General features: G+C 30.2%; 12 protein-coding genes. 4 read left to right on the top strand and 8 right to left on the bottom strand.

Annotated features, from left to right (window positions below; translation table 11 throughout):
• Positions 1–80 precede the first annotated feature (80 nt).
• The gene (locus ACLII3_RS01440) at positions 81–1,187 is read left to right on the top strand and encodes a WD40/YVTN/BNR-like repeat-containing protein (RefSeq protein WP_412985892.1); all 1,107 of its coding nucleotides are present in this window, start codon (positions 81–83) and stop codon (positions 1,185–1,187) included.
• Positions 1,188–1,223: 36 nt separating this feature from the next.
• On the opposite strand, the gene ACLII3_RS01435 is transcribed toward ACLII3_RS01440, so the two are convergent.
• The 5 genes from ACLII3_RS01435 to ACLII3_RS01415 all read right to left on the bottom strand — a co-directional run bounded on the left by ACLII3_RS01435 (position 1,224) and on the right by ACLII3_RS01415 (position 6,623).
• Positions 1,224–1,676 carry a sensor of ECF-type sigma factor gene (locus ACLII3_RS01435; protein ID WP_412985890.1) on the bottom strand — a complete coding sequence of 151 codons (453 nt, stop codon included), beginning with the start codon at positions 1,674–1,676 and terminating at the stop codon, positions 1,224–1,226.
• A gap of 10 nt (positions 1,677–1,686) precedes the next feature.
• On the bottom strand, positions 1,687–2,184 hold the full coding sequence (locus tag ACLII3_RS01430; RefSeq protein WP_412985888.1) for a hypothetical protein: 498 nt from the start codon (positions 2,182–2,184) through the stop codon (positions 1,687–1,689).
• Positions 2,185–2,218: 34 nt separating this feature from the next.
• Positions 2,219–2,761: an RNA polymerase sigma factor gene (locus ACLII3_RS01425; RefSeq protein WP_412985886.1), complete on the bottom strand. Its 543-nt coding sequence runs from the start codon at positions 2,759–2,761 to the stop codon at positions 2,219–2,221.
• Between the two features lie 308 nt (positions 2,762–3,069).
• Positions 3,070–4,893 (bottom strand): ABC transporter ATP-binding protein, encoded by a 1,824-nt coding sequence (locus tag ACLII3_RS01420; RefSeq protein ID WP_412985884.1) that lies wholly within the window; start codon positions 4,891–4,893, stop codon positions 3,070–3,072.
• Positions 4,893–6,623 (bottom strand): phospho-sugar mutase, encoded by a 1,731-nt coding sequence (locus ACLII3_RS01415; protein ID WP_412985883.1) that lies wholly within the window; start codon positions 6,621–6,623, stop codon positions 4,893–4,895. The genes ACLII3_RS01420 and ACLII3_RS01415 overlap by 1 nt, the downstream gene beginning before the upstream one ends.
• A 107-nt stretch (positions 6,624–6,730) precedes the next feature.
• Here ACLII3_RS01415 and ACLII3_RS01410 point away from each other — a divergent pair, with 107 nt between their 5' ends.
• Positions 6,731–9,367, top strand: coding sequence for a T9SS type B sorting domain-containing protein (locus ACLII3_RS01410; RefSeq protein ID WP_412985881.1), 2,637 nt, complete (start codon positions 6,731–6,733; stop codon positions 9,365–9,367).
• Here the strand turns inward: ACLII3_RS01410 and ACLII3_RS01405 are convergent.
• Positions 9,364–10,305, bottom strand: a complete 942-nt coding sequence (locus ACLII3_RS01405) for a glycosyltransferase family 2 protein (protein WP_412985879.1) — start codon at positions 10,303–10,305, stop codon at positions 9,364–9,366. The two genes, ACLII3_RS01410 and ACLII3_RS01405, sit on opposite strands and share 4 nt — an antisense overlap.
• Positions 10,306–10,339: 34 nt before the next feature.
• Positions 10,340–10,870, bottom strand: coding sequence for a DUF4199 domain-containing protein (locus tag ACLII3_RS01400; protein WP_412985878.1), 531 nt, complete (start codon positions 10,868–10,870; stop codon positions 10,340–10,342).
• Between the two features lie 167 nt (positions 10,871–11,037).
• Here ACLII3_RS01400 and ACLII3_RS01395 point away from each other — a divergent pair, with 167 nt between their 5' ends.
• Positions 11,038–11,289: a type B 50S ribosomal protein L31 gene (locus ACLII3_RS01395; RefSeq protein WP_412985877.1), complete on the top strand. Its 252-nt coding sequence runs from the start codon at positions 11,038–11,040 to the stop codon at positions 11,287–11,289.
• Between the two features lie 75 nt (positions 11,290–11,364).
• The gene (locus ACLII3_RS01390) at positions 11,365–12,540 is read left to right on the top strand and encodes a GlmU family protein (protein WP_412985876.1); all 1,176 of its coding nucleotides are present in this window, start codon (positions 11,365–11,367) and stop codon (positions 12,538–12,540) included.
• On the opposite strand, the gene ACLII3_RS01385 is transcribed toward ACLII3_RS01390, so the two are convergent.
• On the bottom strand, positions 12,541–14,166 hold the full coding sequence (locus ACLII3_RS01385; RefSeq protein WP_412985874.1) for an ABC transporter substrate-binding protein: 1,626 nt from the start codon (positions 14,164–14,166) through the stop codon (positions 12,541–12,543). It abuts the gene before it with no gap.
• Between the last annotated feature and the right edge of the window lie 20 nt (positions 14,167–14,186).

The following is a 14,186-nucleotide window of genomic DNA, read 5'->3' as shown; positions in this document are numbered from 1 at the left end:
GTACGTTAAATTGTTTATTTGTGTATTTGTTTGTGCGATTATTCGTTATGCTTTTTTAATTTTATGAAAATTTGAATTTTATGAGAAGAATTTTACCTGTGGTATTATTGGTTTTAATAATGTCTTGTAAAGATAAAGAAGTCTCAATTAAACCAAGAAATATTTCAAATGTTGAAGTTGAAATATTATTGCAAGATTCGTTGTTGAATGTAAGAGCTCTTGAGATTGATGAAGATGATTACTTTGGGTTTGCTACATCTAATGGGAAAATTGGTGGTAAAGATTTCAATTTTAAGGGAGGTAATATTTATGTAAATAAAGAAAATAAACAGGATGATTATTTAAAAGAAAGTGCAACTGTCAATTTTCAAATCAAGCATGATACAATTATCCCTAATTTTAGGTCGTTGGCTGCTACAAAAAATGGTGGATTTGTATTAGGGATTGGTAATCCAGCTTTGTTATATAAAATTGATAATGATTCGATTAAATTAGTTTATCAAGAAAGCCACCCAAAAGCATTTTATAACTCAATGGACTTTTGGAATGATGATGAAGGTATTGCTATGGGAGATCCTACAGATGATTGTATGAGCATTATAATTACACGTGATGGTGGCAATACATGGGATAAATTGTCTTGTAATGATTTGCCAAAAATAAAAGAAGGAGAAGCTGCTTTTGCTGCTAGTGATACCAATATTTCTATAGTTGGAAATCATACTTGGGTTGCCACAGGAGGGAAGGTTAGTCGAGTTTTATATTCGCCAGATAAAGGATATACCTGGGAAGTTTACGAGACTCCAATTGTACAAGGAAAACCAACTACAGGAATTTATAGTATTGATTTTTATGATGAATTAAACGGTTTTGCTATTGGAGGTGATTATACCAATCCTAAAGATAATTTGGAGAATAAAATGCTAACTAAAGATGGAGGTAAAACATGGAAATTAGTTGCTCAAAATGAAACACCAAACTATAGAAGTTGTGTGCAGTATATTCCAAATACAAATGGAAAAGAATTAGTTGCTATTGGTTTTGAAGGTATTGATTTTAGTCATGATGCTGGTAATACCTGGAAACATATTAGCGATGAAGGTTTTTATACTATTAGATTTTTAAATGATAGCACTGCTTATGCTGCTGGAAAAGGACGTATAAGTAAATTAGTATTTAGAGAATAAAAAAAGAGAAGCATTTGCTTCTCTTTTTTATTGTCATTAAGGTGTTTTCTTTCTAAATTCTTTTTTGCGTTTTCTCATTTCGTCTAGCATACGCTTTTTAAAAGACCATTCAGCTTGTTGAAGCATTAGTATTTTTTTAGCAGGAATTGCTGTTAATAGATTGTTTACTAAATCGGCTTTTAAGCGTTGTTCTTCTTTTTCATAAGCCATCAATTCTGTCAATCTAGTTTTGGCTTCTTCTTCGCTTAAAGTTTCAAAATTAATTCTACGATGTTTTTCTCTAGAATTATGACGAAGCATTTGCATTTCGGTTTCATGGGCATTGTATATTGGCCAGAATTTTTGTGCTTCTTCTGATGTTAAGTTTAAACGTTCGGTTATAAATGCAACTTTTTGAGCTTTAATTTTTTCACTTATGTACTCTCTTTTTTGAGCAAAAGTGTTTAAGCTGAATAGGAGAGCTAGTATAGGGATAATTAACTGTTTCATGTTTGTATGATTACTGTTCAATAATATCTTCAATGTCTACATTTTGAATTATATAATCCTCCATGTTTTCATCAATAAAGGTTTCTGTATATATTTCTGAATTTATATTTTCTATTTCTTCATCTGTTAATAAAGAAGCTAATTCGTAAGTGTCAATATCTTCAATAATATAGTCGTCAACTAATTGGTAATCTAGTTCGGTAATAGTTTCGGAATTAAAATAAACTGAAAAAAATATTAATAACGCAGCTGCTATTCCAGTTAAATAAAATATGTTTTGAGCGCTAAAGAGATTTATTACTTTTGGATTCTTGTTTTCATCTTTTAATTTATCAAAAACAATTTCCTCAAGGTTGTTTAAATAGCTTTCTGGTTTTGTAAACCCTGAGTCTTTATTTTTTAGCGAATCATTTAATTTAACCGAATCTAAAACGTGCTCCTCAAGATTAGTGAAATAATCTTTTGGAGTTTTAAAACCAGTTTCTTTTATGTTGTTTAAATGTTTCATTTCAATTTCTTAGACCTAAATTACTCTAAAAGGTTTAATTATTAGTTAAATAGGTTTCTATTTTTTTTACTGCTAAATGATATGATGCTTTTAAGGCACCTTCACTTGTTTCTAATATTTCTGACATATCTTTATATTTGATGTCATCAAAATACTTCATGTTAAATACTAATTGCTGCTTTTGAGGTAGTGTAGCAATTGCTTTTTGTAATTTTAGCTGAATTTCATCGCCTTCAAAATAAGTATCAGCACTTAAGTTATTTATTGCATTGGCTTGCACTTCTTCATTACTAATTTGCAATCGTTTTGCATTTTTATTTACTTGGGTAATAGACTCGTTTGTTGCAATTCTATACATCCAAGAATATAATTTACTATCTCCTTTAAATTTGTCTATACTTCTGTATACTTTTATAAATGTATTTTGTAAGACATCATCAGCATCATCATGAGTAATTACAATTTTACGTATATGCCAATACAGTCGTTCTTTATAAAGAGTCATTAACTCTCTAAAGGCTTTATCTCTTGTTTTGGCAGATTGTAACTGTTGTATTAACTCTTTTTCGTTATTCATGCATTAACGATTTCTCTTTAGACTTAAAATGTTTACAAAGGTTTAATTTACTTTATTTTTTTGTAATTAAATGTGATTTGTTAAGTTTCAGTAAATCAGTGATTTGTGATTAATTTAATCGATAAAGTGTATTAAAATATCGATAAAATGCATTTTTTTCTTGGTTATTACATTTTTTTGATATAGTTTTACATCAGCTTAACCGACTTATATATTACCATTTCCCCCAAATTGTGGTAATAAAAACGAGAAAAGGATGATACCCCAAATTTCATCCTTTTCTTTGTTTATATATATTTTGATATTATTTACTGAAAAGATTGCATAGCAACAAGGTTACTATATACACCTTTTTTATCCAGAAGTTCTTGATGCTTTCCTTGTTCTACAATTTCTCCTTTTTGCATCACAATAATTTCGTCTGCATTTTGAATTGTAGATAGTCTATGTGCAATTACAATAGATGTTCTATTTTTCATCATGTTTTCAAGTGCTACTTGAACTAAACGCTCGCTTTCAGTGTCAAGAGCAGAAGTAGCCTCGTCTAAAATCATGACTGGAGGGTTTTTAAGTACAGCTCTAGCGATACTTAAGCGTTGTTGTTGACCTCCAGATAACTTGTCTCCAGAATCACCAACTGTAGTGTTAATGCCTTCAGGTAAGTCTTTTACAAATTCCCAAGCATTGGCTACTTTTAATGCGTTGATTATTTCTTCATCACTTGCATTTTCTTTACCTAATAGCATATTGTTTTTTACAGTATCATTAAATAAGATAGATTTTTGAGTAACCAATCCCATTAAATCTCTTAGTGATGATTTAGATAAATCTCTAATATCTTGATTATCTATAGTTATTTTTCCATCTGTAACATCATAAAAACGCGTAACCAGATTTGCAATAGTAGATTTTCCACTTCCTGATTGACCAACTAATGCTATAGTTTTTCCTTTTGGAACATTAATAGAGAAGTTTTTTAAGACTAAATCGTCCTCGTATTTAAAAGAAACATTTTCTAAAGCAATATTAGAGTTGAAATCTTTTTTAGCAATAGCATTTGGCTTATCTTTTAATGGGGATTCTGTGTTTAAAATTTCTAAAACTCGTTCGGCTGCTGCATTACCTTTTTTTACTTTATAGCTAGCTTTACTAATGGCTTTTGCAGGTGTAAGTATGTTATATGCAAGTCCCATGTAAACTAAAAACAAACCTGGATCTAAAGTTTTGTCTCTTAAAACCATTTGTCCTCCATACCACAGAAGCACAGCAATAACTGTAATGCCTAAAAACTCACTAGTAGGTCCAGCTAAGTTTTGTTTATTTAGTAAAGAGTTAGAGAATTTGTAAAAACGGTTAGTTGAACTCTGAAACTTATCACCAAATGCTTTTTCTCCATTAAAACCTTTAATAACTTTTAATCCAGATAAAGTTTCTTCAACTATTGATAAGAAATGTCCTTGTTCTTTTTGAACACGATTAGATTTTCTTTTTAATGATTTACCTATAAAAGAAATTATAAATCCAGAAATAGGTATAAAAATAAATACAAATAGCGTTAGTTTTGAACTAATGGCAAACATTGAAATGATAGTAAATAATATCATTAATGGTTCTCTAACTATAAGTTCAAGTATAGATAAAAAGGAGTGTTGTATTTCTAATACATCAGTCGAAATTCTAGACATAGTATCTCCTTTTCTTTTTTCAGAGTAAAAAGACAAAGGAAGGCTAGTGATTTTATTATAAAGCTCATTCCTCATGTCTTTTAGTACACCATTTCTTAAAAAGGTAATAAAAAACATAGCTAAATAGCTAAATAGGTTTTTTAATAAAAACGTACTTACAACTAATAAAACCATGAAAATTAGAACATCATCACTACCTTCTGCTTTTTTTAGGGTAACAAAATAGTTAAGATAACTTTCGCCATAAGAAGTAATGTTACTAAAACCTTCCCAAGTTGGTTTGATATGTAGTGGTTTGGTATTTCCAAACAGTACTTTTAGCATTGGAAATAATGATATCATTGAAAGAGTACCAAACAACGCGTAAAAGACATTTGAAATAATGTTTAATATCGCAAATGATTTATATGGTTTCGCAAAGCGAAGTATTTGTTTAAAATAATTCATTAAATAAGATTCATATCTTTTAAGATGTTATTAATCTTAGCATCCAATTTTTGTTCCGTTGTATTAAAATCTGCCACTTTGTCTAAATCTGTATTAACACTAATATAGAATTTTATTTTAGGTTCTGTACCACTTGGTCTAAGAGCAACCTTACTACCGTTTTCTGTATAATAAATTAATACGTTTGATTTTGGTACATCAATTACTGTTTTATCATTAGTTAATAGGTTGATAGCTTCAGAGCTTTGATAATCTTCTAATAGAACTACTTTTTCGCCTGCAATTTCAGATAGTGGATTTTCACGTGCATCAATCATTATTTGTTTAATTTCTTGAGCACCTTCAATTCCTTTTTTAGTAATAGCTACTAAGTGTTCTTTGTAAAAACCATGTTCAGTATAAAGGTTTAAAAGTTCGTTGTAAAATGAGCTTCCATTATTTTTTGCATAAGCTGCAATTTCACAAGCTAAAAGGGTAGAGGTAACAGCATCTTTATCTCTCACAAAATCACCAACCATAAAACCAAAACTTTCTTCACCACCACCAATAAAGTCTAATTCTGGAAAATCTTTAATCATTTTTGCAATCCACTTAAAACCAGTTAGACCAATTTTACATTCTACGTTATATGCATTGGCTAAAACAGACATCATAGGTGTGGAAACAATTGTAGAGCCAATAAACTCTTTGCCTTTTATTTTATCTTGTTCTTTCCAAAGTTTTAATAAGAAGTTGGTCATCATAACCATGGTTTGATTACCATTTAATAAGACCATTTTGTTATTTAGGTCTCTAACAGCAATACCTAATCGATCACAATCTGGATCTGTACCAATTACAATATCAGCATCTATTTTATTAGCTAATTCAATAGCCATTTTTAGTGCAGCAGGTTCTTCAGGATTTGGAGATGCTACAGTTGGGAAATCACCATCTGGTATAGCTTGCTCTTCAACAATATTAACATCGGAATATCCTGCTCTTTTTAAGGTTTCTGGAATTGACTTGATAGATGTACCATGTAATGAAGTGAAAACAATTTTTAAATTGTCTCTAGAGCTATTAGGTTGGTCTAAACTTCCTTTTTTTACAGAAGCATTAATAAATGTATTATCAATATCTTCTCCTATATATTGAATTAAATCTTCATTAGCTTCAAACTTGATATCGGCGTAATCAAGACTATTTATTTCATTTATTATCTCATTATCATATGGAGGAACTAATTGTCCACCATCTTGCCAATATACTTTATAACCATTATATTCAGGTGGATTATGTGAAGCTGTTAAAACAATTCCACAATGACAATTAAGATGTTTTAGTGTGAATGATAGCTCAGGAGTAGGTCTTAAATCTTCAAATAAATAAACATAAATGTTATTTGCTGTAAATACATCAGCAACAATTTTTGCAAATTCTTTACTATTATGTCTGCAATCGTGAGCTATAGCTACTTTTAGCGATTCATTTGGGAATGATTGGTGTAAATAATTACTTAATCCTTGGGTGTTTTTACCAAGGGTATACTTATTCATTCTGTTGGTTCCAACACCCATAACACCTCTCATGCCTCCTGTACCAAACTCTAAGTTTTTGTAAAAACTTTCTTTAAGTTCATCGGGGTTATTAGCTATAAGTTCTTTTATTTGATTTTGAGTGCTTGTGTCAAAAGTTGGTGTTAACCAAGCATTTGCTTTATCAAGGATTTTGGAATCTATGTTTGTCATGGTTTAATCTAAATTATTAGGCAAAAGTAATTATTTGTTAAGATATCTAAGCCAAGATTAATAATTTTTAGATTAAATTAGAAGCTTTATTTGCTGTTTAAAATTTAATGAGACACTTATTTCTTTTCATTTTTTTTCTAATTTCCTTTTCAAGTTCTTCTCAAAAGGAAGCTGCACATTGGTATTTTGGAGAGCATGCAGGATTAAATTTTAATTCTGGAGCACCTCAAGCTATTACTAATGGAGAAATAAATTCTTCTGAAGGATGCAGTGTTATTTCTAATGCACAGGGAGATTTATTGTTTTATACAGATGGTGTTACTGTTTGGAATAGTAACCATTCAGTTATGCCTAATGGTGAAGATTTATTAGGAAGTGAATCTAGTGCTCAATCTGCACTTATTGTTCCTCACCCTATAAGTACTAATCTTTATTATATTTTCACTACAGATGTTGTGCAAGCTTATTTAAATAATGGGCCTGGAAATGGGTTAAATTATTCTATAGTGGATATGAGTTTAGATGGTGGTTTTGGAGATGTTACACAAAAAAACACTTTATTATTATCTAATAGCTCTGAAAAAATTACTGGAGTAAAAGCACAAGATGGTAGTGGTTATTGGATAGTAGTTCATAATGGAATAAATGCATTCTATTCTTATAAATTAACAGCTGCAGGTTTAAATCCTCCAGTTATTTCAACATTGGGACCAACAACTACAGATTTTAATAATATTAGAGGTTGTTTAAAACTATCTCCTGATGGACAAAAATTAGCTATTTCATATACAATTTACGAACCAGAGTTTAGTGGTTCAGTATATTTATATGATTTTGATATAGACTCGGGAGTTGTAAGCAATCAAGTTTTAGTTGCAACAGATTATGTCTTTTATGGACTTGAATTTTCTTCAAATTCAACAAAACTTTACGCAAGTGGGAAAGTAATAGCTTTTGTAAATGGGGATATTGATACTACAAAGATTAGAGTGTTTCAGTATGATTTAAGTAATCCAAACATAGCAGGAACTGAATATTTAGTTCATGAATATGAAAAAACGTATTTAAGTGATTTAGGAGGTTCTTTACAAATTGGTTTAGATAAAAGAATATATCATGCAGTTCCTAAAGATAAAATTTCAGTAATAAAATCGCCAAATCAGCTTGGTGTAGCGTGTAATTTTAATGAATTTGATGTAGATTTAAGTGAAAAGCAAGCAAGATATGGGTTACCTCCATTTGTGCAATCGTATTTTGAGAGTATTATTAGTATCGAGAACCTTTGTTTTGGTGATAATACTCAATTCTCTCTTGATACAGATGAAGCGATAGTTTCTGTTGAATGGAACTTTGGAGATCCTACTAGTGGTGTTAATAATACATCTTTATTAGAAAATCCTATTCACACATTTTCGCAACCAGGTTCTTATAATATTACTGTGGATGTTACTTTTGTGAATAAACCACCTCAAACATATTTTGAGATTATTGAAATAGGAGAGGTGCCTAATGTAGTAAGTAACATTACTTTAACACAGTGTGATATTGATGGGTTTGATGATGGAATTACATTGTTTAATTTAAATGAGGCATTACATCAAATAAATAATGGAAATCAAAATTTATTAATTAGTTTTTTTGAAAGTCTAATCGATGCTGAAAACAATAATGCTGCTTTAGAGTCAGAAGAGTACGAAAATACTAATAACAATCAAGTAATATATGCTAGAGTGTTTGATAATCCAGATTGTTTTTCTATCACACAAGTTACATTACATGTAAAGTCAGCTTCAAATTTAGGAACCTATATCACAATCGATGTATGTGAGTCTGGGAACGATATTTCAGCAACTGTAGACATAACTTATGTGTTAGACTTGTTAACTCCAGATTTTCCAGGTAATGATATTACAGTTTTTCAATCGGAATTTAATGCATTACTAGAAATTAATCCATTACAAGATGATGTGTCAATACCATTTACTCAAATACCTGAATTGTATTTTAGAGTAGAAAACAATAATGCTTGTGACGCTATAGGAAAGATAGGATTAAATATTTTAGAAGCACCAGAAGCTCAAAATTTAACAGTACCTTTTTGTGTAGATTCTAATGATAATATGTTAGATGCAGGTAATGGTTTTCAAAGTTATTTATGGTCTACTGGTGAAACAACTCAAACTGTATTTATTGATGCACCAGGAGATTATGAAGTTACTGTGTCTAATGGTTTGGAATGTACAGCAACATTTATTATTTCTTCTGTAGTTACTGATGGGGTTTCAATAGAGGAAGTGGTTGTAAAAGATTTTAGTATACAAAACTCAATTACAATTATAGCTCAATTAGATAGTAATAGTGATTATGAATATTCAATAGATGGTGGTGTTAATTACCAAAGTAGTAATTCGTTTAATTACATAACTCCAGGACTATACAATGTATTTGTTAAAAAAGATAATTGTACTGTAACAAGTGAAGTAGTGCTTGTTGGAGGTTTTCCAAAGTTTTTCACACCTAATGGAGATAGTTTTAATGATGTTTGGCGTATCAAGGAGCCTCAGTTTTTTGAACATGCCATAATTAATATTTTTGATCGTTATGGTAGGTTATTAAAAACTACAAATGCTTTTGAAGGTTGGGATGGTACTTTTAATGATCAATTAATGACTCCAAATGATTACTGGTTTACAATAGACTTAGGAGATCGAATTATTAAAGGACATTTTTCATTGAGCCTTTAAATATGCTCACTAATCTTATAACGCTCTTTGTTTTGACGGGATTGAATAACTATTTCTCCTAAAAAGCCAGCAACAAAAAATTGTGTTCCTATTATCATTGTTGTTAGGGAAATATAAAATTGTGGACGTTGTGTAATTAGTCTTCCTGTTGGATTAATAAATAGTTTATCAATTCCTAAATATATAGCGAACATAAAGCCTATAAAAAACATTAAGGCACCAATAGCTCCAAAAAAGTGCATTGGTCTTTTTCCAAATCTAGAGACAAACCAAATAGTAAGTAAGTCTAAAAAACCATTGATAAAACGTTCCATACCAAACTTAGTTTTACCATATTTTCTTGCTTGATGTTTTACAACTTTTTCTCCAATTTTTGTAAAACCTTCATTTTTTGCCAGTACTGGGATGTAACGATGCATTTCACCATAAACATTTATGGTTTTAGTAACTTCTTTGTTATAAGCTTTTAAACCGCAATTAAAATCGTTTAATTTTACACCAGAAGTTCTTCTTGCTGCCCAATTAAACAATTTTGAAGGTAAGTTTTTAGCAATAACAGAATCATACCTTTTTTTCTTCCAACCAGATACTAAATCAAAATTATCTTTAGTAATCATGTTGTAAAGCTCAGGTATTTCATCAGGATTGTCTTGTAAATCTGCATCCATGGTAATCACGACATCTCCTTGTGCTTTTATAAAACCAGCATGAAGTGCTTGAGATTTACCATAATTTTTTAAAAATCGAATTCCCTTTACAGTGTCACTTTTTTGTGCAAGATTTGTGATTATCTCCCAAGAGTTATCAGTACTTCCATCATCTATAAAAATGATTTCATACGAAAAATGATTGGATTGCATAACTTTTGCAATCCAATCATGTAATTCGTTTAAAGATTCGTGTTCGTTAAGTAGTGGTATGACTACTGATATATCCATTTAAATGTCTTTTCAGAATTCAAATGTAAAGAAATTATGCGTCTTGTGGCTTATTTCTTTTCATAATTGCAGCTACAATTAACCCAATGATTATTTGAAATATCATTCCAAAAGCAAAAGATTTTAATAAACCAGCTAATCCATATTGGTTTTGGTTTTCAATATCTTCTACTGATTTGGCTATTGTTTCTGATGGTGTACCAAAGCCTTCTAGCATTTCAACAGTCATCTCAATAGTTTTTTCTTTAATATAATCTGCAGCTTCAGGGTCAATAAAGTTAAAAAGTATATAGCTAACTACAGTACTAATAGCAATACCAATAGCTACAGTAAAGACGTATGAAGTTAAAGCATCTTTAAAGCTTATGTAGCCTTCTAATATGCTTTTGGATTTTGCTGTTGATACAACTCCAAATCCTATAACTACTAGAAGTAGACATATTCCTAGCCACATATTAACCATAAGATCTAGGTTTATAGCGTAAATAGCTACAGTAATTAAAGAGAGTGCAGCACCTAAATATAAGCCATAATTAATTGCATTAGATTTAAAAGATTTTTCCATGATGTTTATTTTTTGGTTGTTTTAGTTGGTTAGTAAACAAATATACTAAAACGTTACATTTGTGATTGAGAAATAAATTAAAAATAAAATTAAATAAAGTGTTGTTCATTTATAAAAAATACTTAAATTTGCAGCTCGAAAAAATGAAAGATTTTAAAGTTTAAGAGATGAAAAAAGGTATACATCCAGAAAATTATAGAATAGTAGCTTTTAAAGATATGTCTAACAATGATGTGTTTTTAACAAAGTCTACAGCAAACACTAATGAAACACTTGAGGTTGATGGTGTTGAATATCCATTAGTAAAAATGGAAATTTCTAGAACATCTCACCCATTTTACACTGGTAAATCTAAATTAGTAGATACAGCTGGTCGTATTGATAAGTTCAAAAACAAATACGCTAAATTCAAAAAATAATTTAGTACAAAATATATTTGTAAAAGCCTTTCAACTATTGAAAGGCTTTTTTATTTTTACACAAAAGTTAGCTACATGAATTATATTCTTTTTGATGGACCTTCGCGTAATAGCCTGCTTCCATTTACTTATACAAGGCCAGTTGCAGATATTAGAATAGGTATACTAACCATTAGAGAAAAGTGGGAAAAACACTTGCAAACTACCACAACTACTATTACCGAAGATTATTTAACTGATAAGTATCCAATGGTAGAAATGGAGGAGAATATTATGATTAATGCATCATACGCTCCTAATACTTCTTTAGTTGAAGTTGTGAAGTCTTTAAAAGAAAATCAAGCCATTTTTGAAGGCGATAATATAATTGCTTTTTTCTCTAAAGATTCTCAAGAAGAAATTGATTTTGATACATATGAAATTATCGATTTTGAAGAAGAAGTTTTAAAGATTGAAAATACTTGGGATATTTTTTCAAAAAACGATTTAGCCATTCAGTTAGATTTTGATTTAATAACAAATGGTAGAAAGTCCCAACCTATTTCTAAAACTAATAATGTTATAGCACCAGAAAATATATTTTTAGAGGAAGGGGCAAAAGTAGAATATGCAACCTTAAATGCTAGTACAGGACCTATATATATAGGTGAAAATGCCGAAATTATGGAAGGTGTATTGGTTAGGGGTGGTTTAGCTATGTGTGAAGGCTCTAGAATTAAAATGGGAGCAAAACTTTATGGGGCTAATACTTTTGGCCCATATAGTACTTTAGGTGGTGAGGTTAAAAATACAGTTGTTTTTGGGTATTCTAATAAAGGTCATGAAGGGTATTTAGGAGATTCAGTCTTAGGTGAGTGGTGTAATTTAGGAGCAGATACCAATAACTCTAATCTTAAAAATAATTACGCTGAGGTGAGATTATGGAATTACGAAACCGAGGGATTTGCTAAAACAGGTCTACAGTTTTGTGGGTTAATGATGGGTGATCATAGTAAATGTGGTATTAATACTATGTTTAATACAGGAACAGTTATTGGAGTGAGTGCAAATATTTTTGGCAGTGGTTTCCCTCGTAATTTTGTACCAAGTTTTAGTTGGGGAGGCAATAGTGGATTTACTACATATTTAACCAAAAAAGCTTTTGAAGTTGCTAAGGTAGTTATGTTAAGGCGAAATGTTGAGTTCTCTACTCAAGATGCTGCAATTTTGGAACATATATTTGAAGACACAAAAAAGTTTAGAAGACAATAATTAGTTCTTTTTTACTCTTTTTAAGTCTAATAAATTTACTGGATTAATACCTAAACCGGAAACTTCTTTTCTGGTAAATCGTACGACTTCATCATAAAACATAGGTGCAATAGGTGTGTTACTCATTACTAATGAGTCCATTTTAGTATATAACGTTTCACGTTTACTTGTAGAGGTTTCGGTAAATGCTTGTTCATACCATGAATCAAATAACTCACTTTTAAAATGTGTGTAATTTGGACCATTAGGTGCAAAGTTCTTACTGTAATATAATGATAAGTAATTTTCGGCATCTGGATAATCTGCAATCCAACTTGCTCTAAACATATCAAGCTTTCCGTTAGCTTTCGCTTCTTTAAGTGTTGAAGCAGGAATTACATCTACATTAACGAATAATCCTGTTTTTTGTAGTTCTTTTTGAATGTATTCACAAAAACTTAAGTAGTTACTTGTTGTGGTAATCGTTATTTCTGGAGTTTTACCAGTTTCGTTTATATATTGATTTACTAGCTGTTTTGATTTTTCTGGTTGATAAGTAAATCCAATGGACTCACTATAACCAGGTAACCCTTTAGGTATAAAACCTCCATAAGCTGGTATACCAATACCATTACGTAAATAAGTCATCATTTTTTGTCTGTCAAAACCATAATTTACAGCTTGACGTATTAACAGCGATTGCATTTCAGAACTTTCAGATTCCATAAAAAAAGCTAAATATTCAGTATTTAAGTATGGACCACGAATCATATTTACATCATTAGAATATTGTTCTCTTAATAAGCCATTAACAGTGAGTATTTCGTCTTTATATGAAGCGTCTAATCCAGAAACAAAATCAATATTTCCTTGAGCGAACTGTAAAAATTCACTCTGTTTATCTGGTAAAAAGGTAATAGCAACTGCTTCTAAGTATGGTAGGTTGTTCTTGTTTTCGTCTATTTCAAAATAGGTTTCATTTTTTCTAAAAACTAGTTTTACATTTTCTTCCCAACGTTTAAATTTAAAAGGACCAGTTCCAATTGGATTAGACCTAAAGTCACTCCCATAATATTCAACAATTTCTTTTGGGACTACAGAACAATATTTCATTGTTAATAGTCCTAAAAAAGCAGGAAAAGGTTGTTTTAGTTGTATTTGAAATATACTGTCGTTTACAGCTTTGAAACTATCCACTTTGTTTAAAACCCAGCTACCTGGAGACGCTACATTTTTATCTTTTAGTCGGTTTAAACTATATTCAAAGTCATTTGCTGTAACATATCGTGTACTGTCCTTTCCAAATTTTATATGCTTATGAAATGTTACATCACGCCTCAGGTTAAATGAGTAGGTGAGGGCGTCTTCAGAAATTCCCCAATCTTTAGCTATACATGGTATTACGTTTAATTGTTCATCCATTTGTACCAAACCATTAAATAACTGGTTTGTTGCCCAAATATCAGCTAAGTCTTTTGAAAATGCAGGGTCTAATGAGCCTATGTTTTTGTGTTCATTGTATTTAAATACTAGATGATTTTTTTTCGCAGTATTTTTCGAATTGCAAGAAACTAATATTAAAAGTGTGAGTATAGCAATTAAGTGATTTAGTTTTAAATATGAAGAGATACTTCTAGGTTTTATCATCTGAGTTATTAGTTGTAAAT

The sequence above is a fragment of the Pontimicrobium sp. IMCC45349 genome, assembly GCF_047219225.1.
Taxonomy (GTDB): Bacteria; Bacteroidota; Bacteroidia; order Flavobacteriales; family Flavobacteriaceae; genus IMCC45349.
The sequence above is the reverse complement of the archived record's forward strand: the minus strand, read 5'-3'. Positions and strand labels throughout refer to the sequence as shown.